At 70.9% G+C, this 22445-nt stretch carries 21 protein-coding genes; 10 read left to right on the forward strand and 11 right to left on the reverse strand.

Annotated features, from left to right (window positions below):
- Positions 1-84: 84 nt before the first annotated feature.
- A complete protein-coding gene (locus tag ACY34M_RS30395) occupies positions 85-429 on the forward strand; it encodes a WhiB family transcriptional regulator (protein WP_356387178.1) in 345 nt (114 codons plus the stop codon).
- Positions 430-468: 39 nt separating this feature from the next.
- On the opposite strand, the gene ACY34M_RS30400 is transcribed toward ACY34M_RS30395, so the two are convergent.
- Both ACY34M_RS30400 and ACY34M_RS30405 read right to left on the reverse strand, forming a co-directional pair.
- Positions 469-1746 (reverse strand): ArsA family ATPase, encoded by a 1278-nt coding sequence (locus ACY34M_RS30400; protein ID WP_462721596.1) that lies wholly within the window; start codon positions 1744-1746, stop codon positions 469-471.
- Positions 1743-2735, reverse strand: a complete 993-nt coding sequence (locus ACY34M_RS30405) for an ArsA family ATPase (protein WP_462721595.1) — start codon at positions 2733-2735, stop codon at positions 1743-1745. Before ACY34M_RS30405 ends, ACY34M_RS30400 begins: the two co-directional genes overlap by 4 nt.
- Positions 2736-2820: 85 nt before the next feature.
- Here ACY34M_RS30405 and ACY34M_RS30410 point away from each other — a divergent pair, with 85 nt between their 5' ends.
- From ACY34M_RS30410 to ACY34M_RS30425, 4 genes are all read left to right on the forward strand, one after another.
- Complete coding sequence (locus ACY34M_RS30410; RefSeq protein ID WP_086020382.1) at positions 2821-2985, forward strand: DUF4177 domain-containing protein; 165 nt, start codon at positions 2821-2823, stop codon at positions 2983-2985.
- Positions 2982-3452 (forward strand): RidA family protein, encoded by a 471-nt coding sequence (locus ACY34M_RS30415; RefSeq protein WP_462721594.1) that lies wholly within the window; start codon positions 2982-2984, stop codon positions 3450-3452. The genes ACY34M_RS30410 and ACY34M_RS30415 overlap by 4 nt, the downstream gene beginning before the upstream one ends.
- 215 nt (positions 3453-3667) lie before the next feature.
- On the forward strand, positions 3668-4570 hold the full coding sequence (locus ACY34M_RS30420) for an NUDIX hydrolase (protein WP_462721593.1): 903 nt from the start codon (positions 3668-3670) through the stop codon (positions 4568-4570).
- Entirely contained in the window at positions 4567-5397 is an 831-nt protein-coding gene (locus tag ACY34M_RS30425) for an MBL fold metallo-hydrolase (protein WP_462721592.1), read from the forward strand. The genes ACY34M_RS30420 and ACY34M_RS30425 overlap by 4 nt, the downstream gene beginning before the upstream one ends.
- 40 nt (positions 5398-5437) lie before the next feature.
- Here ACY34M_RS30425 and ACY34M_RS30430 read toward each other — a convergent pair whose 3' ends face one another.
- Both ACY34M_RS30430 and ACY34M_RS30435 read right to left on the reverse strand, forming a co-directional pair.
- Positions 5438-6322 (reverse strand): sigma-70 family RNA polymerase sigma factor, encoded by an 885-nt coding sequence (locus ACY34M_RS30430; protein WP_462721591.1) that lies wholly within the window; start codon positions 6320-6322, stop codon positions 5438-5440.
- Between the two features lie 135 nt (positions 6323-6457).
- Positions 6458-7132, reverse strand: coding sequence for a Crp/Fnr family transcriptional regulator (locus ACY34M_RS30435; protein WP_462721590.1), 675 nt, complete (start codon positions 7130-7132; stop codon positions 6458-6460).
- 431 nt (positions 7133-7563) lie between these two features.
- Here ACY34M_RS30435 and nth point away from each other — a divergent pair, with 431 nt between their 5' ends.
- From nth to ACY34M_RS30450, 3 genes are all read left to right on the forward strand, one after another.
- The gene (gene nth / locus ACY34M_RS30440; RefSeq protein WP_462721589.1) at positions 7564-8526 is read left to right on the forward strand and encodes an endonuclease III; all 963 of its coding nucleotides are present in this window, start codon (positions 7564-7566) and stop codon (positions 8524-8526) included.
- 56 nt (positions 8527-8582) lie between these two features.
- Positions 8583-9335 (forward strand): NUDIX hydrolase, encoded by a 753-nt coding sequence (locus tag ACY34M_RS30445; protein WP_462721588.1) that lies wholly within the window; start codon positions 8583-8585, stop codon positions 9333-9335.
- Positions 9336-9407: 72 nt separating this feature from the next.
- A complete protein-coding gene (locus ACY34M_RS30450; RefSeq protein WP_462721587.1) occupies positions 9408-10607 on the forward strand; it encodes a MarP family serine protease in 1200 nt (399 codons plus the stop codon).
- Positions 10608-10619: 12 nt separating this feature from the next.
- Here the strand turns inward: ACY34M_RS30450 and ACY34M_RS30455 are convergent, their stop codons facing one another.
- From ACY34M_RS30455 to ACY34M_RS30480, 6 genes are all read right to left on the reverse strand, one after another.
- Entirely contained in the window at positions 10620-10805 is a 186-nt protein-coding gene (locus ACY34M_RS30455; RefSeq protein WP_462721586.1) for a hypothetical protein, read from the reverse strand.
- Between the two features lie 127 nt (positions 10806-10932).
- Positions 10933-11886: an alpha/beta fold hydrolase gene (locus tag ACY34M_RS30460; RefSeq protein WP_462721585.1), complete on the reverse strand. Its 954-nt coding sequence runs from the start codon at positions 11884-11886 to the stop codon at positions 10933-10935.
- Positions 11883-12392: a phage holin family protein gene (locus ACY34M_RS30465; RefSeq protein WP_462721584.1), complete on the reverse strand. Its 510-nt coding sequence runs from the start codon at positions 12390-12392 to the stop codon at positions 11883-11885. Before ACY34M_RS30465 ends, ACY34M_RS30460 begins: the two co-directional genes overlap by 4 nt.
- Before the next feature lie 64 nt (positions 12393-12456).
- A complete protein-coding gene (nhaA, locus tag ACY34M_RS30470; protein ID WP_462721583.1) occupies positions 12457-13860 on the reverse strand; it encodes a Na+/H+ antiporter NhaA in 1404 nt (467 codons plus the stop codon).
- Positions 13861-14077: 217 nt separating this feature from the next.
- Positions 14078-16033, reverse strand: a complete 1956-nt coding sequence (gene acs, locus ACY34M_RS30475) for an acetate--CoA ligase (protein ID WP_462721582.1) — start codon at positions 16031-16033, stop codon at positions 14078-14080.
- Between the two features lie 186 nt (positions 16034-16219).
- A complete protein-coding gene (locus tag ACY34M_RS30480) occupies positions 16220-18628 on the reverse strand; it encodes a bifunctional SulP family inorganic anion transporter/carbonic anhydrase (RefSeq protein WP_462721581.1) in 2409 nt (802 codons plus the stop codon).
- Positions 18629-18975: 347 nt separating this feature from the next.
- Here ACY34M_RS30480 and ACY34M_RS30485 point away from each other — a divergent pair, with 347 nt between their 5' ends.
- A complete protein-coding gene (locus tag ACY34M_RS30485; RefSeq protein ID WP_462721580.1) occupies positions 18976-20292 on the forward strand; it encodes a polysaccharide deacetylase family protein in 1317 nt (438 codons plus the stop codon).
- Between the two features lie 6 nt (positions 20293-20298).
- Here the strand turns inward: ACY34M_RS30485 and ACY34M_RS30490 are convergent, their stop codons facing one another.
- Positions 20299-21279 carry an ATP-binding protein gene (locus tag ACY34M_RS30490; RefSeq protein WP_462721579.1) on the reverse strand — a complete coding sequence of 327 codons (981 nt, stop codon included), beginning with the start codon at positions 21277-21279 and terminating at the stop codon, positions 20299-20301.
- A 101-nt stretch (positions 21280-21380) separates the two neighbouring features.
- Between ACY34M_RS30490 and ACY34M_RS30495 the strand changes: the two genes are divergently transcribed.
- Positions 21381-22205, forward strand: a complete 825-nt coding sequence (locus tag ACY34M_RS30495; protein WP_462721578.1) for a Fic family protein — start codon at positions 21381-21383, stop codon at positions 22203-22205.
- Positions 22206-22445 lie beyond the last annotated feature (240 nt).

Here is a 22445-nt window from a genome sequence, read left to right on the forward strand (position 1 = left end):
CTTCCGTAACGTCCTCAACTGGCGGCGGTGAATATGCCGCTGCCGCCGTGGGGGAGCCTCGATTCGGGAGAGGACGGCGCCGGTATGGGCTGGGTAGTCGACTGGAGTGCGCAGGCGGCCTGCCGCACTACCGATCCGGACGAACTGTTCGTTCAAGGAGCAGCGCAGAACCGGGCGAAGGCGGTGTGCACGGGATGTCCCGTGCGGACCGAGTGCCTGGCGGATGCGCTGGACAATCGCGTCGAGTTCGGCGTGTGGGGTGGCATGACGGAGCGGGAGCGCCGCGCTTTGCTGCGCAGGCGTCCCACGGTCACCTCATGGCGCAGGTTGCTCGAGACGGCGCGTACGGAGTACGAGCGCGGCGCGGGCCTGCTGCCCGTGGAGCTGGAGAACGACGAGACGTACGAGAGGTACGCGGCCGTCGGCTAGACGGACCGCGCACCGCCGACCACCTCACGTACGTACGGCTCACGCAGCTCCGGCCGGAGTGCCACCGGCCGCGAGCCGTTCTCCGATGTCCCTGAGGCCTGTCAGGTCGTGTACGTCACCGGGCAGGGCCGCGACCTCGGTCACGGCGACCTCGGGGTGCAGCGCGGTGAAGCGGTCACGCGTGCGCTGCTCGCGGGCGACCACCTGCATGCGCTCCGCGTGCAACCGCAGCAGTCCCGCGGTCAGTTGTTCAATGGTCGGCTCGATCATGGGGTCGGCCTCGGAAGGCACGGGGGATGCCTCGGAAGAAGCCTCGGGAAGTGCCTCGGGAGTGGCACGACCCTCTTCCTTCCCGCCCGCCTGATCCACAATGCGGCGCTCGTCAAGATTTTCTGCGGCGGCGAGCGCGCGCTCGGCCGAGAGCCGGCCCGCGCCGCTGCCGTGCACCCGGTTCAGCACGAGCCCGGCCAGCGGCATCTTCTCCGCGGCCAGCCGCTCCACGAAGTACGCGGCCTCGCGCAGCGCGTCCCGCTCGGGCGCGGCGACCACCAGGAACGCGGTGCCGGGCGCCTGAAGCAGCTTGTACGTGGCGTCCGCGCGGGTGCGGAAGCCGCCGAACGTCGTGTCCATCGCGGCCACGAACGTCTGCACGTCGCGCAGCAGTTGACCGCCGAGCAGCTTGCCGAGCGTGCCGGTCATCATCGACATGCCGACGTTCAGGAACTTCATGCCCGCGCGCCCGCCGACCTTCGCCGGCGCCATGAGCAGCCGGATCAGCTTCCCGTCGAGGAAGGAGCCGAGCCGCGTGGGCGCGTCCAGGAAGTCGAGCGCGGAGCGCGAGGGCGGGGTGTCGACGACGATCAGGTCCCACTCGTCGCGCGAGCGCAGCTGGCCCAGCTTCTCCATCGCCATGTACTCCTGCGTGCCCGCGAAGCCGGCCGAGAGCGACTGGTAGAAGGGGTTGTTCAGGATCGCCCTCGCGCGCTCCTCGTCCGCGTGCGCCTCGACGATCTCGTCGAAGGTGCGCTTCATGTCGAGCATCATCGCGTGCAGCTCGCCGCCCGCGGCGTCGTCGATGTCCTTCACCCTGCGCGGCGTGTTGTCCAGCGAGTCGATGCCCATGGACTGGGCGAGCCTGCGGGCCGGGTCGATGGTGAGCACGACGACCTTGCGGCCGCGCTCGGCGGCGCGCAGCCCGAGGGCGGCGGCCGTGGTGGTCTTGCCGACACCGCCGCTGCCGCAGCACACGACGATGCGGGTGTCCGGGTCGTCGAGCAGCGGGTCCACGTCGAGCGTGCCCTCAGGGGTCAGCGTCATGAATGGCGTCCCGTCCTGGATGCGGTTCCCTGAATCCCTTGCTCTCGCAGTTCCTCGGCGAGCGTGTAGAGCCCGGAGAGGTCGAGGCCCTCGGTGAGCAGCGGCAGTTCGTGCAGCGGGAGGCCCGCCGCGGCGAGCTGGTCGCGCTGGGCGCGCTCCAGGGCGTAGCGCTCGGCGTACTCCCCGGCCTGGGCGAGCAGCGGGCCGACGAGCCGTTTCGCGCTGCCGAGTCCCGCGGCCGTCAGTGCCTCGGTGACCTCGGGCCTGATCTCCTTGTTGCCTGTCAGTGCCAGGGCGGGTTCCCCGAGAAGCGCGGGACGCACCATGTTCACCATGATCCGGCCGACGGGCAGCTTCGCGGCGCGCAGCTCGGTGACCCCGTCGAGGGTCTCCTGCACCGGCATCTCCTCAAGGAGGGTCACCAAGTGCACCGCGGTCTCGCGGGACTTGAGGACCCGCATCACCGCCTGCGCCTGATTGTGTATCGGGCCCATCTTGGCGAGCCCCGCCACCTCGTCGTTCACATTGAGGAAGCGGGTGATGCGGCCGGTCGGCGGGGCGTCCATCACCACGTAGTCGTACGTGTACTGCCCCTGCTTGTCCTTTCTGCGCACGGCCTCGCAGGCCTTGCCCGTCAGGAGCACGTCCCGCAGGCCCGGCGCGATGGTCGTCGCGAAGTCGATCGCGCCCAGCTTCTTCAGGGCGCGGCCCGCACCGCCCAGCTTGTAGAACATCTGGAGGTAGTCGAGGAGCGCCAGTTCGGGATCGATCGCCAGCGCGTACACCTCCCCGCCGCCGGGCGCCACGGCGATCTTGCGCTCCTCGTAGGGGAGCGCCTCCGTCTCGAAGAGCTGTGCGATCCCTTGCCTGCCCTCCACCTCCACGAGGAGAGTGCGCTTTCCCTCGGTCGCGAGGGCGAGCGCGAGCGCGGCGGCGACCGTGGTCTTTCCGGTCCCGCCCTTGCCGCTGACGACCTGGAGCCTGCTCACGTATTCGAGCCTAACCAGAAGGTGCGACATCCACGCAGCAGCCTCCGGAACGCTTCGGCCAAGCGCGGCGGATACAGTCGGCCCCATGGCAAAGAAGTGGGAATACGCGACCGTGCCGCTCCTCGTGCACGCGACGAAGCAGATCCTGGACACCTGGGGCGAGGACGGCTGGGAGCTGGTCCAGGTCGTGCCGGGGCCGAACAACCCCGAGCAGCTGGTGGCGTACCTGAAGCGGGAGAAGGACGCATGAGCGGGCAGGTGGAGGCGCGGCTCACCGAGCTGGGCCTGACCCTGCCGCCCGTCGTCCCCCCGGTGGCCGCGTACCAGCCGGCCGTGCAGTCCGGCGTGTACGTGTACACGGCGGGGCAGCTGCCCATGGTCGACGGCAAGCTGCCGCTGACCGGAAAGGTCGGTGACGAGGTCACCGACGAGCAGGCCAAGGACCTGGCCCGCACCTGCGCGCTGAACGCGCTGGCGGCGGTCAAGTCCGTCGCCGGTGACCTGGACCGCATCGCGCGTGTCGTGAAGGTCGTCGGCTTCGTCGCCTCCGCCACGGACTTCACCGGCCAGCCCGGCGTCATCAACGGCGCGAGCGAGCTGCTCGGCGAGGTCCTCGGCGACAAGGGCGTGCACGCGCGCAGCGCCGTGGGCGTGGCCGTGCTGCCGCTCGACGCCCCCGTGGAGGTCGAGATCCAGGTGGAGCTCACCGAGGCGTAACCGCTCCGCGGAGTCGTGGGCGGGTGGCTTGCGGGGGGCCTCCGCCCACGCCACGGGGCTCCGCCCCGGACCCCGCGCCTCAAACGCCGGCGGGGCTGGATAAAAGGAGCCCCTGCGGCGATTGAGCAGCGGGGTCCGGGGCAGCGCCCCGTGGCTGCCACCCCGGGTGGGCGGTGCCTCTCGAACATCTGGCCGTCACCGGTTAGCCTCCGGCCATGGCAAATGGGCAGTGGTATCCCCCCGAGTGGCCGGAACGCATCCGTGCCCTCGCCGCCGGCACGCTCACGCCCGCGACTCCGCGCCGCGCGGCGACGGTGATGCTGCTCAGACAGGACACCGCCGCCGAGGGCGTCGAGGTGCACATGCTCCGCAGACGTACGTCGATGAAGTTCGCGGCGGGCGCCTACGCGTACCCGGGCGGCGGCGTCGACCCCCGCGACGACGACCGGCTGGTCCGCTGGGCCGGTCCCACGCGCGCGGAGTGGGCCGAGCGGCTCGGCGTGCCCGAGCTGGAGGCCCAGGCGATCGTCTGCGCCGCCGTACGGGAGACGTTCGAGGAGGCGGGCGTGCTGCTCGCCGGGCCCACCCCGGACACCGTCGTCGACGACACGACGGGCGAGCGGTGGCAGGCCGACCGGCAGGCGCTGATCGACCGGGACCTGTCCTTCGCCGAGTTCCTCGACCGCCGCGGCCTGGTGCTCCGCTCCGACCTGCTCGGCGCCTGGGCCCGCTGGATCACCCCGGAGTTCGAGCCGCGCCGCTACGACACGTGGTTCTTCGTGGCCGCACTCCCGGCGGGCCAGCGCACCAGCGACGACTCCTCCGAGGCCGACCGCACCGTGTGGATCGGTCCGGGGCGGGCCGCGACGGCGTACGACGGGGGAGAGCTGTCGATGATGCCGCCGACGATCGCGACGCTGCGCACCCTGGAGGCGTACGACGACGTGCGCGGCGCCCTCGCGGGGGCCCGGGGGCGCGATCTCACCCCCGTACTGGCGCAGGCGCGCCTGGAGGAGGGCGAGTTGGTGCTGTCCTGGCCGGGACACGACGAGTTCACCAAGCACATCCCGACCGGCGGCAACGGCCGCGGCGGGCAGAACGGGGGAGCCTCCGCATGACCGAAGCCGCCGCCCTGCCCGGCCAGCCGCGTGGCGGGGTCCTCTCGGGATCCGCCACCACGCGCGCGTACAACGTCCTCGCGCCCAACCCGTCCGCGATGACGCTCGACGGCACCAACACCTGGATCGTCGCCGAACCGGACAGCGACCTCGCCGTCGTCGTCGACCCCGGCCCGCTGGACGACGCGCACCTGCGCGCCGTCGTGGACGCCGCCGAGAAGGCGGGCAAGCGGGTCGCGCTCACGCTCCTCACGCACGGGCATCCCGACCACGCCGAAGGGGCGGGCCGGTTCGCCGAGTTGACCGGGACGAAGGTGCGGGCGCTCGACCCGGCGCTGCGGCTCGGCGACGAGGGGCTCGCCGCCGGTGACGTGATCACCACGGGCGGCCTGGAGATGCGCGTCGTACCGACCCCCGGCCACACCGCCGACTCGCTGTGCTTCCATCTCCCGGCCGACCAGGCCGTGTTGACCGGGGACACCATCCTCGGGCGCGGCACGACCGTGGTCGCCCACCCGGACGGCCGCCTCGGCGACTACCTGGACTCGCTGCGCCGCCTGCGCTCGCTGACGGTCGACGACGGGGTGCACACGGTGCTGCCGGGCCACGGTCCGGTCCTTGAGGACGCGCAGGGCGCCGTCGAGTTCTACCTCGCGCACCGGGCCAACCGGCTCGCCCAGGTCGAGACCGCCGTCGAGGACGGGTTCGCGTCGGCCCCCGACGTCGTGGCGAACGTGTACGCGGACGTGGACAGGTCACTGTGGCCAGCGGCCGAGCTGAGCGTGCGGGCCCAGCTCGACTACCTGCGCGAACACGGGCTGATCTAGGGCCGCCTGAAAGCCGCCTGAAGGCCGCCCCACGGCCGTTTCACGAAGTCGGCCATGTGACGTCCAGTGCGGCGAGGCGCGGCGGGTCCGCGATGATGTCGACGCCGACGACCTTGCCGCCGCTGAACGTGAAGGCGAGCACCGCGACGACCTGGCCGCGGGGCACCTGGACGATGCCGAGGCTGTCGCCCACGAACGCCGGGTAGGCGGCCTGCGCCAGCTTTCCGTAGAACGCGGCCTGCTTGGCCACCGCCAGGCTCCCGCGCAGCAGCCCGGTGGCGGTGCCGCCGCCCGCGTCGACCCGCAACAGGACGTCCGGGTCGAGAAGTTCGAGCAGCGCCTCGAAGTCACCCGCGCGCGTGGCGGCCAGCCAGGCGCCGACGACCTCGCGCTGCCGGGCCGGCGGGGTGTCCTGCGGCACGGTCGCGCCCTGCACGCGGCGCCGGGCCCTGCTTGCCATCTGCCGGGTCGCCGCCGGGGTGCGCTCCACGATCGGGGCGAGCTCCTCGAAGGGCACCGCGAACATGTCGTGCAGCACGAAGGCGAGACGCTCCGCGGGGGCGAGGGTGTCCAGGACGACGAGCAGCGCGAGCCCCACGGAGTCCGCGAGCTCCGCCTCGTGGACGGGGTCGGCGGGGCGGATCACCGGATCGGGGACGCGGACCGCTGCGGGGCCGTCCTCCAGCGGGTCCTCACGGCGCGCCGTGCGGGCCCGCAGCATGTCCAAGCAGATCCGCCCGACGACGGTCGTCAGCCAGCCGCTCAGGTTCCGCACGTCGCCGCTGTCGGCCCGCTGGAGCCGCAGCCAGCCCTCCTGCACGGCATCCTCCGCCTCGCTCAGCGAACCGAGCATCCGGTACGCCACGGAGCGCAGCCGCCCGCGCTCCGCCTCGAAACGGGTGACGAGATCGGCCGGCTGTGTCATGAAGGGCTCCCCTTTGCGCCTCTGACTGCGTCTCTGCCCGGTGCCGTGCTGCGTGCTGCCTGCTGGGTGCTGCTACGTAGACGGGTCCCGCCACGAGGTGTGGCGGGACCCGTCTTACGTGGGTGTGGTGTCTGCTCAGCGCGAGCGCTTCGCGAGGCGCTCCACGTCCAGGAGGATCACGGCGCGGGCCTCCAGGCGGAGCCAGCCGCGGCCCGCGAAGTCGGCGAGCGCCTTGTTGACCGTCTCGCGGGAGGCGCCGACCAGCTGGGCCAGCTCTTCCTGCGTCAGGTCGTGCACGACGTGGATGCCTTCCTCGGACTGCACGCCGAAGCGGCGCGACAGGTCGAGGAGCGCACGGGCCACACGGCCGGGCACGTCGGAGAAGACCAGGTCGGACATCTGGTCGTTGGTCTTGCGCAGACGCCGGGCGACGGCGCGCAGCAGGGCCGTGGCGACCTCGGGCCTGACGCTCAGCCAGGGCTGCAGGTCGCCGTGGCCGAGACCGAGGAGCTTGACCTCGGTGAGGGCGCTGGCGGTGGCGGTGCGGGGGCCCGGGTCGAACAGCGACAGCTCGCCGATCAGCTCGCCGGGGCCGAGGACGGCGAGCATGTTCTCGCGTCCGTCGGGGGATGTGCGGTGGAGCTTCACCTTGCCCTCGGTGACCACGTACAGGCGGTCTCCGGGGTCGCCTTCATGGAACAGGGCGTCACCACGTGCGAGGGTCACCTCACTCATGGAGGCGCGGAGCTCCGCGGCCTGCTCGTCATCGAGCGCCGCGAAGAGCGGGGCGCGCCGCAGAACGTCGTCCACGAGTTTCTCTCCTATGTCGCCTGCATCGGGACCGGACCCGATCGACCTGACCGGATCGCCCCGGTTGTCGATCATTTCCACTGCCCATTTTGCTGGACGGTCCAAACAGTGTGATCAGTCACTCGTACACAAGTCTGCCGCACCCGCGCCACAACCCGAGGGGGAGGGGGCCAATCGTGGAGCGATCCGCTGGCTTCGGGGCGGATGTCAGTGTCGGGCTTTAGGCTGGCCGAGTGTTCAAAATGCCGGTGAGAGCGCAGGCGGAGGGGGTCGAGGCGGTGGCGAGCGACCCTGATTCCGCTGTGGGCGAACAGAGGCAGAAAGGTGCCCCCGAGGCCGTGACCTGGGGACCGGTGGCGGCTCCGGTGAGCGTGATCGGGGCCGTGCCCGTACTCCAGTCAGTGTCCGTACAGGGGAAGGCCGCCTAGCCGATGTCCGCGCCCGCGAAGAAGACCGCCGCGAAGAAGGCGCCTGCGAAGAAGGCGCCCGCCAAGCAGGCGGCCGCCCCGAAGCAGGCACCCGCGAAGAAGTCGGCGGCGCCCAAGAAGGCGGCGGCCCCGAAGAAGACGGTGGCCCCGAAGAAGACGGCGACCCCGAAGAAGGCAGCCGCGCGCCCCGAGTCGCACACCGCGCTCGTCCGTCGCGCCCGGAAGATCAACCGGGAGCTCGCGGAGGTGTACCCGTACGCCCACCCGGAGCTCGACTTCGAGAACGCGTTCCAGTTGCTCGTCGCCACGGTCATGTCCGCCCAGACGACGGACCTGCGGGTCAATCAGACGACGCCGGCCCTGTTCGAGCGGTACCCGACCCCCGAGGACCTGGCCGCGGCCAACCCGGAGGAGGTCGAGGAGCTGATCCGGCCCACCGGCTTCTTCCGCGCCAAGACGCGCTCGATCATGGGCCTGGCCAAGGCGCTGACCGAGGACTTCGGCGGCGAGGTGCCCGGCCGCCTCGAAGACCTGGTCAAGCTGCCCGGCGTGGGCCGCAAGACCGCCTTCGTGGTGCTCGGGAACGCGTTCGGGAGGCCCGGCATCACCGTCGACACGCACTTCGGCCGCCTGGTGCGCCGCTGGAAGTGGACCGACGAGACGGACCCGGACAAGGTCGAGAGGATCGTCGGCGAGCTCTTCCCGAAGAGTGACTGGACGATGCTCAGCCACCACGTGATCTTCCACGGCCGCCGTATCTGCCACGCCCGCAAGCCGGCCTGCGGCGCCTGCCCGATCGCCCCGCTCTGCCCGGCGTACGGGGAGGGCGAGACGGACCCGGAGAAGGCCAAGAAGCTGCTCAAGTACGAGAAGGGCGGCTTCCCCGGCCAGCGCCTCAAGCCCCCGCGGTCCTACCTGGACGCGGGCGGCCTCCCCGCGCCGCCCCTGGCCGGCCGGGAGGCGTGACGGACCGTATCGGAGGGCAGTCGGGGCTTGGCCCAGCACACCGCGAGGGGGCGGCGATGAAGCACGTGAGCGAGATCGACGGGACGGGCGGCGGGGCGAAGGGGCCGGCCGGGGCGCACGGACCGGGTGGGCCGCCCCCCTCGGACGTGACGCTCCGCACTGAGGGCCTGCCCGCCTGGCTGGATCCCGTGGCGCACGCCGCCGCCACCGTCCGCGGTGAGCAGCTCAGCCGCTTCCTGCCGCCGAAGGACGGGGCGGGGCGGCAGTCCGCCGTGCTGATCCTGTTCGGCGAGGGCGAGCGCGGACCCGAGCTGCTGCTCATGGAGCGCTCCGGCTCGCTCAGATCCCATGCGGGCCAGCCCTCGTTCCCCGGCGGCGCCCTCGACCCGCAGGACGGCGACCCGCTCGCCGAAGGGCCGCTGCACGCCGCCCTGCGGGAGGCGTGGGAGGAGACCGGGCTCGACCCGGCGGGCGTCCAGCTCTTCGGTGTGCTGCCGAAGCTGTACATCCCGGTGAGCAGCTTCGTCGTCACGCCCGTACTGGGATGGTGGCGGGTCCCCTCGCCCGTCGCGGCGGTCGACCCCGCGGAGACGGCGCGGGTCTTCACGGTCCCCGTGGCGGATCTCACGGACCCGGCGAACCGGGCGACGACGGTCCACCCGAGCGGCCACCGGGGCCCCGCCTTCCTGGTGGAGTCGGCTCTCGTCTGGGGCTTCACCGCGGGCGTGATCGACCGGCTGCTGCACTACGCGGGATGGGAGCTCCCCTGGGACCGATCAAAGACGGTCCCACTCGATTGGCGGTCGTGACAGGGTGGGCGCCGTGAATCAGGAGCACAGGCCGACAGGGGCGAGGCGAGATGCAAGGCGAGGCGTGAATCGGTGAACGTGCTGGACTTCGTGCTGCTCGCCGCGGCCGTGTGGTTCGCGATCGTCGGCTACCGACAGGGCTTCGTCGTCGGCATCCTGTCGGTGATCGGTTTCCTGGGCGGTGGCCTCGTCGCCGTCTACGCGCTGCCGCTCCTGTGGGACGCGATCACCAGTGACGCGGAGGTCACCACGACCGCCGCGGTCGTCGCCGTGGTCGTCGTGATCGTCTGCGCCTCCGTGGGACAGGCCTTCACCACGCACCTGGGCAACAAGCTGCGCCGGTACATCACTTGGTCCCCTGCCCGCGCGCTCGACGCGACGGGCGGCGCGGTGGTCAACGTGGCGGCGATGCTCCTGGTCGCCTGGCTCATAGGCTCCGCGCTGGCCGGCACCACGCTGCCCACGCTCGGCAAGGAAGTACGCAGCTCGAAGGTGCTGCTCGGCGTCTCGCAGGCGCTGCCCACGCAGGCCGACACCTGGTTCGCCGACTTCTCCTCGACCCTCGCGCAGAACGGGTTCCCGCAGGTCTTCAGCCCGTTCGCCAACGAGCCGATCGCCGATGTGAAGCCGCCGGACCCGGCGCTCGCGGGCAGTCGGGTGGCGCTCAACGCGAAGCGTTCCATCGTCAAGGTCGTGGGCCAGGCGCCCAGTTGCGGCAAGGTCCTCGAAGGCACCGGCTTCGTCTTCTCCGACCGCCGCGTGATGACGAACGCGCATGTGGTCGGCGGCGTCGACGAACCCACCGTCCAGATAGGCGGCGAGGGCGTGAAGTACGACGCGAAGGTCGTGCTCTACGACTGGAAGCGCGACATCGCGGTCCTGGACGTGCCGACCCTCAAGGCGCCCCCGCTCCAGTTCACGGAGACCGACGCGCAGCGCGGCGGCGGCGCGATCGTTGCCGGCTTCCCGGAGAACGGCGCGTACGACGTCCGCCCCGCGCGCGTGCGCGGCCGCATCACGGCGAACGGGCCGGACATCTACCACCGCGGCACGGTGCGCCGCGATGTGTACTCCCTGTTCGCGACGGTCCGTCAGGGCAACTCCGGCGGACCGCTGCTCACTCCGGGCGGCCAGGTCTACGGCGTGGTGTTCGCCAAGTCTCTCGACGACTCGGAGACGGGTTACGCGCTGTCCGGCGACGAGATCCGCACCGACATCGCGCGCGGCCGCGCGGCGAGCCAGCAGGTCGACACGGACGCCTGCGCGCTCTGAAGGGGGAGGGGCTCAGCCCCGACTGCCGTGCCTGATCCGCGCGGACACCCACCGGGCGCGGCGCCGCAGGATACGAGGAATGCCCAGCCGGGGGTCGTGCGCCGACCAATTGTCCGGCGCCCCCCTCTGGGGTGTGCCCAGCGTCATCGCCGGGCGGCGAGTGCGTGCTGCGTCACTGTAATCGTGCGTCCAGCCCATACCCCGACGTGTGCCCCTGCCCCATGGTCGGTAACCGCCCTCACCCTCCCCAAAATGGCCTATGCGCCAGGCAATTGGCCGTTCGAAGCACAGGCGTTCCCCCTGCCAGCCCCGCAACAAACAGGGCTCACCGGTCCGGTTCGGGGTCCTTCAGCCAGTTGACCAGTTCCTTGGAGAAGGCCGTCGGGTCTTCTTCGTGCGGGAAGTGGCCGAGGCCGTCGAAGAGGCGCCAGCGGTAGGGGGCCTCCACGTACTCGCCCGAGCCCGCCGCGCTGCGTGTGCGCATCACCGGGTCGAGGGAGCCGTGCAGATGCAGCGTCGGCACCCGTACGGGCCGCTTCATGCGCCGGTTGAACTGGATGCCGTCGGGGCGCGCGAGGGAGCGCACCATCCACCGGTACGGCTCGATCGAGCAGTGCGCGGTCGACGGAATGCACATGGCCTGCTGGTACGTCCGCACGGTCGCGTCGTCCGGCTGGTGGGGACCCGACCAGTCGCGGACCAGCTTGCCCACCAACTCGCCGTCGTTCGCAACGAGTTGCCGCTCGGGCAGCCAGGGGCGCTGGAATCCCCAGACGTACGAGCCCGAGCGCGACTGCCGGTAGTCCGCCAGCATCGCCGAGCGCCACCGGCGCGGATGCGGCATCGAGGAGACCGCGAGCCGGCGCACCAGCTTGGGCCGCATCACGGCCGCGGTCCAGGCGAGGTAGCCGCCGAGGTCGTGACCGACGAGCGCCGCGTCGGGCTCACCGAGCGAGCGCACCACTCCCGTGATGTCGAGCGCCAGGTTCGCCGGATCGTAGCCCCGCGGCGTACGGTCGCTGCCGCCGACTCCGCGCAGGTCCATCGCCACCGCCCGGAAGCCCGCGTCGGCGAGCGCGGCGAGCTGGTGCCGCCACGTCCACCAGAACTGCGGGAAGCCGTGCAGGAGCAGGACCAGCGGTCCGTCCCCCATCTCGGCGATGTGGAAGCGCGCACCGTTGGCCGCGACGTCCCGGTGGGTCACCTTGTGCCCGCCGGGTACGTCGAGGAGTACGAAGGATCCGGGTGGCTGGGCCGAAGGAGTGGCAGGGTCCGTCATGAAGACGAGCGTGCCACAGCCTCGATGGCCTTCGTGTCATGGCCGTCCGCGGTCACCTCACGGGGGTGCGGCTTGGCGTTCTGCAGTACGCCCGCCGTCTCCTTGAACGAGGCGGCCGTCTTCTGCGGGCCCTTGCCCTTCGCGGCCTTCTTGGCGAAGGCGACACCGACGAGCGCGAGCAGCAGCGCGATCACCACGCTGGCGGCGAACGACAGCAGGAAGCACCAGGCCATGTTCCAGCCGCCGTCGCCGTTGAACCCGCCGGTCCACGCGTTGATCCCGTACGCGAGCGCGAAGCTCAGCATCGGCAGCGAGAAGGTGAGAACCACCCCCGCCGCCGCCAGCGCGCCGCCGCTGACGGCGCCCCGCTTCACGTCCCGCTTCAGCTGCGACTTGGCCAGGGCGATCTCGTCATGCACCAGCGCGGACATCTCGGCCGTCGCCGATGCGAACAGCTGGCCGATGCTGCGTTCGGCGCCGACCGGGTTGTCGTCGGGTGCGCTCATCGCGTACTCCCCTGTTCTTCTGTGGCTGCTTCGTATCCGCTTCCGGCGCGGACTCTCCGTCAGATCATGCCGGACGGTCGTCCTCGCCGCCTGCCCCGGCCACCACTTCCGCAAGCCTGCGGTGTTCCGCGGCCTTCCGCTCGTATATCTCGGCCATCCGCAGGTGGTACTCCGGATTGTCCTGTTCGTAGATGTCGGGGATGCCGTCGAGGTCGTCGTCGCGGTTCTCGGTCTCGTACAGGGTCCGGTACTTGGCGTTCCGGATCTTCAGCAACACGCTGGCGATCACCGCCGCGATCAGCGAGCCCGTCAGCACGGACGCCTTGATCTCGTCCGTCAGCAACGGATCACCGGTGAAGGACAGTTCGCCGATGAGCAGCGAGACCGTGAAGCCGATGCCGGCGAGCGAGGCGACCGCGAAGACGTCGGGCCAGGCCAGTTCATCGGAGAGCGAGGCCTTGGTGAACCGGGCCGTCAGCCAGGTACCGCCGAAGATCCCGAGCGCCTTGCCGACGACGAGACCGAGCACGACACCCAGCGTCTCCGGCCGGGTGAATACGTCGCCCAGGGCCCCGCCCGACACCGCGACACCGGCGCTGAACAGCGCGAACAGCGGCACCGCGAGCCCCGCCGACAGCGGCCGCACCAGGTGCTCGATGTGCTCGCCGGGCGACTGCTCCTCGCCCTCCTCGCGGTGGCAGCGCAACATCAGGCCCATGGCGACACCGGCGATGGTGGCGTGGACGCCGCTGTTGTACATCAGTCCCCAGATGACCAGGGCCAGCGGTACGTAGACGTACCAGCCGCGCACCCGCTTCCTGAGCAGCAGCCAGAAGACGGCGAGGCCGAGGAAGGCGCCGCCGAGCGCGGCGAAGTTCAGGTCGTCGGTGAAGAAGATCGCGATGATCAGGATCGCGAAGAGGTCGTCGACGACCGCGAGGGTGAGCAGGAAGGCGCGCAGGGCGCTCGGCAGCGAGGTGCCGATCACGGCGAGGACGGCGAGCGCGAAGGCGATGTCGGTGGCTGTCGGCACGGCCCAGCCGCCGAGCGAGCCGCCGCCGACCGCGCTGACCACCACGTAGACGATCGCGGGTGTCGCCATGCCGCAGAGGGCGGCGACGACCGGCAGCGCGGCGGCCTTGGGGTCGCGCAGGTCGCCCGCGACCAGCTCACGCTTGAGTTCGATGCCGGCGACGAAGAAGAAGACCGCGAGCAGTCCGTCGGCGGCCCAGTGCTCGATCGAGAGGTTCAGGCCGAGCGCGGCGGGTCCCAGGTGGAAGTCGCTGACGGCCTCGTAGCTGTCGTGCAGGGCCGGAATGTTGGACCAGACGAGCGCGGTGACCGCGGCCACGAGGAGCAGCACACCGCCGACGGTCTCCGCGCGCAGCGCGTCGGCGACGTAGGTCCGCTCGGGGAGGGAGAGCCGGCCGAGTGCCTTGCGGACGGGCTTGTTCTTGGGCGCGCTCACGGGTGGGACCTCCAGTCGGGTACGGCTGACTGCATTGCCGACCAGACTTCCCGGCGCACCTTAGTGAATCCCTGTCGCGTCGTTGACGCGACTTTTACCCTACAGGGTGCTCCGGCGTGCTTGTTGATCATCACCTACGAGCACGGAAACGGGCACCCGGCGCGCTCGCCGGATGCCCGTTCCCATGGCCGCGTGGGTCGTACGCGGATCAGTCGGTTCAGTCCTCGCTCGACGCCGAGGGCAGCTCCGCCTGGATCAGGTCCATCACGGAGGAGTCGGCGAGCGTGGTGACGTCGCCCACCGCCCGGTTCTCCGCGACGTCGCGCAGGAGGCGGCGCATGATCTTGCCGGAGCGGGTCTTGGGCAGCTCGGCGACCGGCAGGATGCGCTTGGGCTTGGCGATCGGGCCGAGCGTGGCACCCACGTGGTTGCGCAGGTCCGCCACCAGCGAGTCGTCCTCGGCGTCCGCGCTGCCGCGCAGGATCACGAAGGCGACGATCGCCTGTCCTGTCGTCTCGTCGGCGGCGCCGACCACGGCGGCCTCGGCGACGGCCGGGTGCGCGACGAGCGCCGACTCGACCTCGGTGGTCGAGATGTTGTGCCCGGAGACGAGCATGACGTCGTCGACCCGGCCGAGCAGCCAGATGTCGCCGTCCTCGTCCTTCTTGGCGCCGTCACCGGCGAAGTACGTGCCCTCGAAGCGGGACCAGTACGTGTCGATGAAGCGCTGGTCGTCGCCCCAGATGGTGCGCAGCATCGACGGCCACGGCTCGGTGAGGACCAGGTAGCCACCGCCGCCGTCCGGCACCTCGTGCGCCTCGTCGTCGACGACGGTCGCGGAGATCCCGGGCAGGGCGCGCTGGGCGGAGCCCGGCTTGGTCTCGGTGACGCCCGGCAGCGGCGAGATCATGATCGCGCCGGTCTCGGTCTGCCACCAGGTGTCGACGATGGGGCACTTGTCGGCGCCGATGTTCTTCCGGTACCAGACCCAGGCCTCGGGGTTGATCGGCTCGCCCACGGACCCGAGCACCCGCAGGCTGCTCAGGTCGAACTTCGCGGGGATGTCGTCGCCCCACTTCATGAACGTGCGGATCGCGGTCGGCGCCGTGTAGAGGATCGAGACGCCGTACTTCTGCACGATCTCCCAGAAGCGGCCCTGGTGCGGGGTGTCCGGGGTGCCCTCGTAGATGACCTGCGTCGCACCGTTCGAGAGCGGGCCGTACGTGATGTACGAGTGTCCGGTGACCCAGCCGATGTCGGCCGTGCACCAGTAGACGTCGGTCTCCGGCTTGAGGTCGAAGACGGCGTGGTGCGTGTAGCTGGCCTGCGTCAGGTAGCCGCCGGAGGTGTGCAGGATGCCCTTCGGCTTACCCGTCGTGCCCGACGTGTACAGGATGAAGAGCGGCTGCTCGGCGTCGAAGGCCTGCGGCGTGTGCTCGGCGGACTGCCGGCCGACCAGCTCGTGCCACCAGACGTCGCGGCCCTCGGTCCACGCCACGTCCTGCTCGGTGCGCTGCACGACGAGGACCTTGTCGACGGATACGCGGGTCAGCGCCTCGTCGACCGCGGGCTTCAGCGCGGACGGCTTGCCGCGCCGGTAGCCGCCGTCGGAGGTGATGACGACCTTGGCGTCGGCGTCCTCGATGCGCTTGGCGATGGCGTCGGCCGAGAAGCCGCCGAAGACGACGGAGTGCGCGGCGCCGATGCGGGCGCAGGCCAGCATCGAGATGACGGCCTCGGGGATCATCGGCAGGTAGACGGCGACGCGGTCGCCCTGCTGGACGCCCAGCTCGGTCAGCGCGTTCGCGGCGCGGCTGACCTCGTCCTTCAGCTCGGCGTAGGTGATCGCGCGGCTGTCGCCGGGCTCGCCCTCGAAGTGGATCGCGACGCGGTCGCCGTTGCCTGCTTCCACGTGGCGGTCGACGCAGTTGTACGCGACGTTGAGCTTGCCGTCCTTGAACCACTTGGCGAACGGCGGGTTCGACCAGTCAAGGGTCTCGGTCGGCTCGGTGTCCCAGGTGAGTCGGCGGGCCTGCTCGGCCCAGAAACCGAGCCGGTCAGCCTTGGCCTGCTCGTACGCCTCGGCCGTGACGTTGGCGTTCGCGGCCAGGTCAGCGGGCGGCGCGAAGCGTCGCTCCTCCTTAAGAAGGTTGGCCAGGCTTTCGTTGCTCACGACGCTTCTCCCATGCAGTGTTTGTGTCGGAGGCGACCGTTGTGTCCCAGGCCACAGCTCATCAGACCGCGACCCCTGGTGACAAGGGGGGTCCGCCAACTGGTTTAGACCTGTTTCGGTAGGGCTCCCGACCTGGTCGGGAGCCCTACGGTCTCATCAATTGCACGGAGACGGGGAAGGGTTGGTTCAGGCGCGTGTGGCGCTGCCCTCGTCGTGGGTCTCGATGCGGGTGTCGTTGCGGGTCTCGTCCAGGGCGGTCGCCTCGACCTGCCCGAAGACGGGATCGGCCTCGGCGAGCAGATAGGCCTGCGCCTCGCCCACGTGGAAGTACATGCCGTGCAGTTCGAGCGTGCCGCGCTCCAGGGCGCGCGCCACGCACTCGTGCTCCCGCAAGTGCTCCAACTGCTGGACGACATTGGTCAGGCAGAGCTGCTCGGCCGCGTCGGCGGGCGCCCGCCCGGCGAGCCGCGCCCACGGCAGGCCCCCGTCGGCCATCCGCTCCAGGCTCGGCATCCCGTGCCGCAGCCAGCGCTTGAGCGGGGTCTGCGCGCCCGCGTCGGGCGGCGTGTTCAGCAGCGCCTGCATGGCGCCGCATCCGGAGTGCCCGCACACGGTGATGGACTGCACTTCCAGGACGTCCACGGCGTACTCGATGGCGGCCGCCACCGAGTCGTCCGCACGCTCGGCGCCGGGCAGCGGCACGAGGTTGCCCACGTTCCGTACGACGAAGAGGTCGCCGGGTCCGCTCGACGTGATCATCGAGGTGACGAGCCGGGAGTCGGCGCACGTCAGGAACAGCTGCGTGGGCTTCTGTCCCTCACGTGCGAGCCGCGCCAGCTCCTCGCGTACCAGCGGCGCCGTATTGCGCTGGAACGCGCTGATCCCGCTGGCCAGTTGGTGACCGCCGCGGCGCGGTGCGGCGGGCTCGGGCGCCGCCCGGTCGAGGACGGTTCCGTCGTGCGAGGGGCGGTCGCAGTGGTGGTTGCGCCACGGCGTCCAGGGGCGGCAGCAGGAGTGGCTCGCGCGCGCGGGTTCGGCGATCCTGCCGCCGTTCCGCCCGGTCATCTCGACGTCGCCGCCCTGCGTGGTGTGCGACTTCTGCCAGTCCTGCAACGCCTCGAACGCGGCGTGGTCCATGAACGAACCGTCCAACTCCACCACGCAGTCGGCACCTTGCGGGACCTGGTGCAGGACGCGGCTGAGCCGGGGCACCGCGAGGAACGTCAACTGGCCCCGTACGCGCACGTGGTGGACGCCGCGGGAGTCCGTCTCGTGCGTGATGCGGGTGCGCGCGAGGCGGTGCAGCGCGACGCCGACGGCGACCGCGACCCCGAGGCCGACGCCTTCGAGCACGCCGAAGACGACGACGCCGAGGGTGGTGACCGCGTACACCAGGACCTCACGGTGGCGGGTGACCGTGCGGATGTGGTTCAGGGACACCATCTGGATGCCGACCGCCATCACCAGGGCGGCGAGCGAGGCGAGCGGGATCAGCTCCAGTACGGGAACCAGCAGCAGCGTGGCCGCCACTACCCAAACGCCGTGCAGGATCGAGGAGTTCCCGCTCACGGCGCCCGCGTTCACATTCGCCGTGCTGCGCACCGCGACTCCGGCGACGGGCAGCCCGCCGAGCGACCCGGAGACGATGTTCGACGCGCCCTGGGCGAGCAGCTCCCGGTCCAGGTTCGCGCGGCGCATCGAGGGCGGCAGATCGGACCGCTTGGCGGTCATCTTGTCCACGGCGACCGCCCCGAGCAGCGACTGAACGCTGCACACGAGCGTGGTGGTCAGGACGGCGGCGGCGATACCGAGCACCGGCCCGTCCGGCAGCCCGGCGAGCGCGTGGCTGCTCCAGGAGGGCAGATCGACCTCGGGGAGGCTGAGCCCGAGCAGCGCGGCGGTGGTGCTCGCGGCGGTCACGGCGATGAGCGCGGCCGGCACCTTGCGCGTGATGCGGCCGACCCGGCCCGGAATGCGCGGCCAGGCGAGGAGCACGGTGAGGGTGAGGGCGCTGACACCCAGCGCGGCGGGCTGGACGTCGGCCAACTGCTGGGGCAGGGATGCCACGTTGGCCAGTACGGAGCTCTCGGGGTTGCCGCCGAGCACGATGTGCAGCTGGGCGACGGCGATGGTGACACCGATGCCGGCCAGCATGCCGTGGACGACGGCGGGGCTGACGGCGAGCGCGGTGCGTGCCACCCGTAGGCAGCCGAGGCCGAGTTGGGCGATTCCGGCGAGGACGGTGACGGCGCAGGTGGTCCGCCATCCGTAGCGCTGGATCAGCTCGGCAGTGACCACGGTCAGGCCCGCGGCGGGCCCGCTGACCTGGAGCGGCGCTCCGCCGATGCAGCCGGCGACGATGCCGCCGACGGCGGCGGCGACGAGCCCCGCCTCCAGCGGAGCGCCGGTCGCGAGGGCGATGCCCAGGGACAGCGGCAGGGCGATGAGGAAGACCGCGACGGACGCGGAGAGGTCTGCTCCCGCGATGCGGAAGCGGCGGGGCGTGGGTGGGGGACTGTGTGCGGTCCGGTCGGCGCCCGAGGGCTCGCCCGTCCGGTCGGATTCATTGGTGCGGGTGGGTACGCAGGCGGACATATTTCCCGTCTCCTCCGGGGTGCAGCGCGGTCGCGGAATGTGCGGAACCCCTGTGCGGTGGGTGGGGTCGATCGCGGCCGTGGTTCACGGCGTGCAGCGGCGGGATGAAATCAACGCTCGGTAAACGGATCGTAATGCAGAGTAAAGATTGGGGTCGGGCTAAAGGGTCAAATGGGTCACCAGTTCACGCTCAGTAGTGAATCAGCGCTGAATAAGGACCCCGGTCGGCTTGTCGGACTAATTCCGTTCGGCTCTCGTGCCACGGTGACGGCGGCGCCCGTACATAGCGGGCATTTCGCTCTTTTCATCGCCACACAAGCCGACCCAGGAAAGAAGGTGGGCGGAAGATGGCCGCCACCCACAGCACTGCCGTCAAGCGGCTCGCCGCGGGCATCACCGCCGCCGCGGCCTGCGCCGCGGCACTCGCCGGATGTGCCACCGGGGAGACCGCCGGATCCGGCGGGCACGGCCCCGCGAAGACCAAGCCCCACGAGGGCGCTCCCGGCCCGAAGCAGGCCAAGCCCGCGGCGCCGGGCACCGCGATCAGACTCATCGGCGACGGATCGACCGCGTACACCGGGCGACAGCCGAACCTGCCACGGGCCGAGCGCCTCAGACCGGGGCAGAAGCCACCGCAGTTCGTGGTCTTCTCCTGGGACGGCGCGGGCGAGGACAGCCAGAAGCTGTTCTCGCACTTCCGCAAGGTCGCCAAGGCGAACGACGCGACCATGACGTACTTCCTGAGCGGTGTGTACCTGCTCCCCGCGTCCAAGTCGGAGAAGTACCACGCGCCGCAGCACTCGGCCGGCCGCTCGGACATCGGCTTCAACGACTCCCGCGGAATCAAGGACACCGTCGAGCAGCTGCGCGGCGCCTGGCTCGAGGGCAACGAGATCGGCACCCACTTCAACGGCCACTTCTGCGGCAAGGGCGGCGGAGTGGGCCAGTGGTCGGTGGCCGAGTGGAAGAGCGAGATCCGGCAGGCCAAGTCGTTCGTGAAGGCATGGAAGACCAACTCGGGCCTCAACCGGTCGGCCCCGCTGCCCTTCGACTACGACAAGGAGCTCATCGGCGCCCGCACCCCCTGCCTCGAAGGCAAGGACAACTTCACGCGCGCCGCGAGCGAGCTCGGCTTCCGCTACGACACCAGCGGCGTCAACAACCAGGTCTGGCCCCAGAAGAAGAACGGCCTGTGGGACCTGTCGATGCAGCTCGTCCCGTTCAAGGGCCACTCCTACGAGCAGCTGACCATGGACTACAACTTCATGGTCAACCAGTCCGGCTCCGCGACCCAGGGCGACCCCGCCAGGCGCGAGCAGTGGGGCGACCAGATGCGCGACAGCCTGCTCGCGGGCTTCGACCGCGCCTACAAGGGCAACCGCGCGCCGCTCGTCATCGGCAACCACTTCGAGTCCTGGAACGGCGGCACCTACATGCGTGCCGTCGAGGAGACCGTCGAGCGGGTCTGCAAGAAGCGCGACGTCCGCTGCGTCTCCTTCCGGCAGCTCACCGACTGGCTCGACGCACAGGACCCGAAGACCCTGAAGAAGCTCAAGAGCCTCGGAGTGGGCGAGGCCCCGAAGCAGGGCTGGGACTCCTACCTCGGCGGCAAGCGGGCCCCGGCCCCGAAGGGAGTGCCGGGAGCCCCGGCCGCCACGTCGTAACCCGCGTCACGCGGTTGCCGCGACGCTCTCCCTCAGTACGAAGTCGGGGTCGACCTGGGACGCCAGGTCGGCCCCCGTCTTCTCGTTGCCCCAGCTCTGCGCGTTCTTCAGGTGGAAGTGGACCATCTGGCGCGTGTACCGCTCCCAGTCGCGGGTCTCGTACGTGGCGTTGGCCGCGGCCTGAAGTGCTTGCAGCGCCGTCCTGTTGACCTCCTCCAGGAGCTCGAAGCGCGGCGGGCGCCCCTTCTCCATGGCGCGCACCCAGTCCGAGTGCCCGACGGTGACGAGCAGGTCGTCGCCCACCTCGTCGCGCAGGAAGTCCAGGTCGTCCGCGTCCCGCACCTTGTTGCCCACGACCTTCAGGTCGATGCCGAAGTCCCGCGCGTACTCCTTGTACTGGCGGTAGACGGAGACCCCCTTGCGCGTCGGCTCGGCCACCAGGAACGTCATGTCGAAGCGGGTGAACATGCCCGAGGCGAAGGAGTCGGAGCCCGCGGTCATGTCGACCACCACGTACTCGCCGCGGCCGTCGACCAGGTGGTTCAGGCACAGCTCCACCGCTCCGGTCTTGGAGTGGTAGCAGGCGACACCGAGATCGGCCTCGGTGAAGGGGCCGGTGACCATCAAACGGACGGCTCCGCCGTCGAGTTCCACATCGCGCGCGCAGGCGTCGTACACCGGGTTGTTCTCACGCACCCTGAGCAGCCGCGAGCCCTCGCCGGGCGGTGTGGTCTTGATCATCGTGTCGGCCGAGGAGATCCGCGGGTTCGAGCCGCGCAGATAGTCCTTGATCAGCGGCAGCCGCGCCCCCAGTGCGGGCAGCTCGCCCGCGGCGCCCTCGTCGAGCCCGAGCGCGGCCCCGAGGTGCTGGTTGATGTCGGCGTCGACGGCGACGACCGGAGAGCCGGTCCCGGCGAGATGACGGATGAACAGCGAGGACAGCGTGGTCTTGCCACTGCCGCCCTTCCCCACGAAAGCGATCTTCATGTTCACAAAGGGTATCGGTGAGGTAGCTGTCCGTGTCGATCCGGCGTGAAGAAGACCACTCCTTCGTGGGGCGGCGGGCCGTGCCCCGTAGGGTCGTACTCATGAGTACGACAGCCGACCCCCTCGCGGCGCTGGCAGACCTGCCGGGCGTGGCCGATTCCGTGGACTCCGTGCGCAAGGCTGTGGACCGGGTCTACGGGCACCGGGTCATGCGGCGGCGCAGCAATGAGGTCACCTCCGAGGCGGCGCTGCGCGGGGCCCGTGGCAGCGCGGCGCTCTCCGGTGCCGACTGGCCGCTCGAAGAGGTGCGCAGGCGCACCGACTTCAGCGGCGCCGACGGCGACACCGAGGCGCCCACGGTCGGCGCTGCCCTGCGGCTCACCGCCGAGGCGGGGCAGCTGCTCTCCATCTGGCGGCAGTCGCCCCTGCGGGTGCTCGCGCGCCTGCACCTGGTCGCGGCGGCCGACAAGAGCGACGCGGTGGGGCGGCCGCGGCTCGCGGGCGAGACGGTCGACGAGCCGCTCGTCGAGCTCCCGGTGCCGGACGCCGAGGAAGTGGCGGGCCGCCTGGAGGGGCTCTCGCAGCTGATCATCGCCGAGAGTGCGGCGCCCGCCCTGGTGAGCGCGGCCATCGTGCACGGCGAGCTGCTCGCCCTGCGCCCCTTCGGCTCGCACAACGGCCTGGTCGCGCGCGCCGCCGAGCGCATCGTCCTGGTGGGCAGCGGCCTCGACCCGAAGTCGATCTGCCCGGCGGAGCTGGGCCACGCGGAAATCGGCCGTGCGGCCTACGCGGCCGCTCTCGACGGCTATGTCTCCGGTACGCCGGAGGGGATGGCGGCCTGGATCACCCACTGCGGCAAGGCGGTCGAGCTGGGCGTCAGGGAGTCGACGGCCGTCTGCGAGGCGCTGCAGCGGGGCGCCGCGTAACAGCGCCGCCTCACAAGAAGAGGCCCCGGAAAAGGGCCTCTGAAAAGGGTTGCGGCGGTACGAGTGCTCGTACCGCCGCTGGCATGTCCACTGGGTTACCAAGCGTCCTCGGTGTGTTGCCCATCAGGTCGGGTACTTTGCCCGTCGCCTGGTGCGGCTGGCCCGTAATCGACGGGTCGACGTCGCGTGGGTGCCCGGTGTTCATGCATCGGTCCGTGGGGCCTGATTGCGGTTGAAGGT

This window comes from Streptomyces sp. EDA2-14 (genome assembly GCF_054963755.1).

Bases quoted from the DNA above. Each gene is read 5' to 3' on its own strand.
- ACY34M_RS30480 (WP_462721581.1), bottom strand. From the start codon at position 18,628: ATGTCCGCCTGCGTACCCACCCGCACCAATGAATCCGACCGGACGGGC.
- ACY34M_RS30455 (WP_462721586.1), bottom strand. From the start codon at position 10,805: ATGGGCTGGACGCACGATTACAGTGACGCAGCACGCACTCGCCGCCCG.
- nth (WP_462721589.1), top strand. From the start codon at position 7,564: ATGTCCGCGCCCGCGAAGAAGACCGCCGCGAAGAAGGCGCCTGCGAAG.
- ACY34M_RS30415 (WP_462721594.1), top strand. From the start codon at position 2,982: ATGAGCGGGCAGGTGGAGGCGCGGCTCACCGAGCTGGGCCTGACCCTG.
- ACY34M_RS30400 (WP_462721596.1), bottom strand. From the start codon at position 1,746: ATGACGCTGACCCCTGAGGGCACGCTCGACGTGGACCCGCTGCTCGAC.
- ACY34M_RS30420 (WP_462721593.1), top strand. From the start codon at position 3,668: ATGGCAAATGGGCAGTGGTATCCCCCCGAGTGGCCGGAACGCATCCGT.
- ACY34M_RS30410 (WP_086020382.1), top strand. From the start codon at position 2,821: ATGGCAAAGAAGTGGGAATACGCGACCGTGCCGCTCCTCGTGCACGCG.
- ACY34M_RS30465 (WP_462721584.1), bottom strand. From the start codon at position 12,392: ATGAGCGCACCCGACGACAACCCGGTCGGCGCCGAACGCAGCATCGGC.
- ACY34M_RS30430 (WP_462721591.1), bottom strand. From the start codon at position 6,322: ATGACACAGCCGGCCGATCTCGTCACCCGTTTCGAGGCGGAGCGCGGG.
- ACY34M_RS30445 (WP_462721588.1), top strand. From the start codon at position 8,583: ATGAAGCACGTGAGCGAGATCGACGGGACGGGCGGCGGGGCGAAGGGG.
- ACY34M_RS30395 (WP_356387178.1), top strand. From the start codon at position 85: ATGGGCTGGGTAGTCGACTGGAGTGCGCAGGCGGCCTGCCGCACTACC.
- ACY34M_RS30460 (WP_462721585.1), bottom strand. From the start codon at position 11,886: ATGACGGACCCTGCCACTCCTTCGGCCCAGCCACCCGGATCCTTCGTA.
- ACY34M_RS30485 (WP_462721580.1), top strand. From the start codon at position 18,976: ATGGCCGCCACCCACAGCACTGCCGTCAAGCGGCTCGCCGCGGGCATC.
- ACY34M_RS30490 (WP_462721579.1), bottom strand. From the start codon at position 21,279: ATGAAGATCGCTTTCGTGGGGAAGGGCGGCAGTGGCAAGACCACGCTG.
- ACY34M_RS30425 (WP_462721592.1), top strand. From the start codon at position 4,567: ATGACCGAAGCCGCCGCCCTGCCCGGCCAGCCGCGTGGCGGGGTCCTC.
- ACY34M_RS30495 (WP_462721578.1), top strand. From the start codon at position 21,381: ATGAGTACGACAGCCGACCCCCTCGCGGCGCTGGCAGACCTGCCGGGC.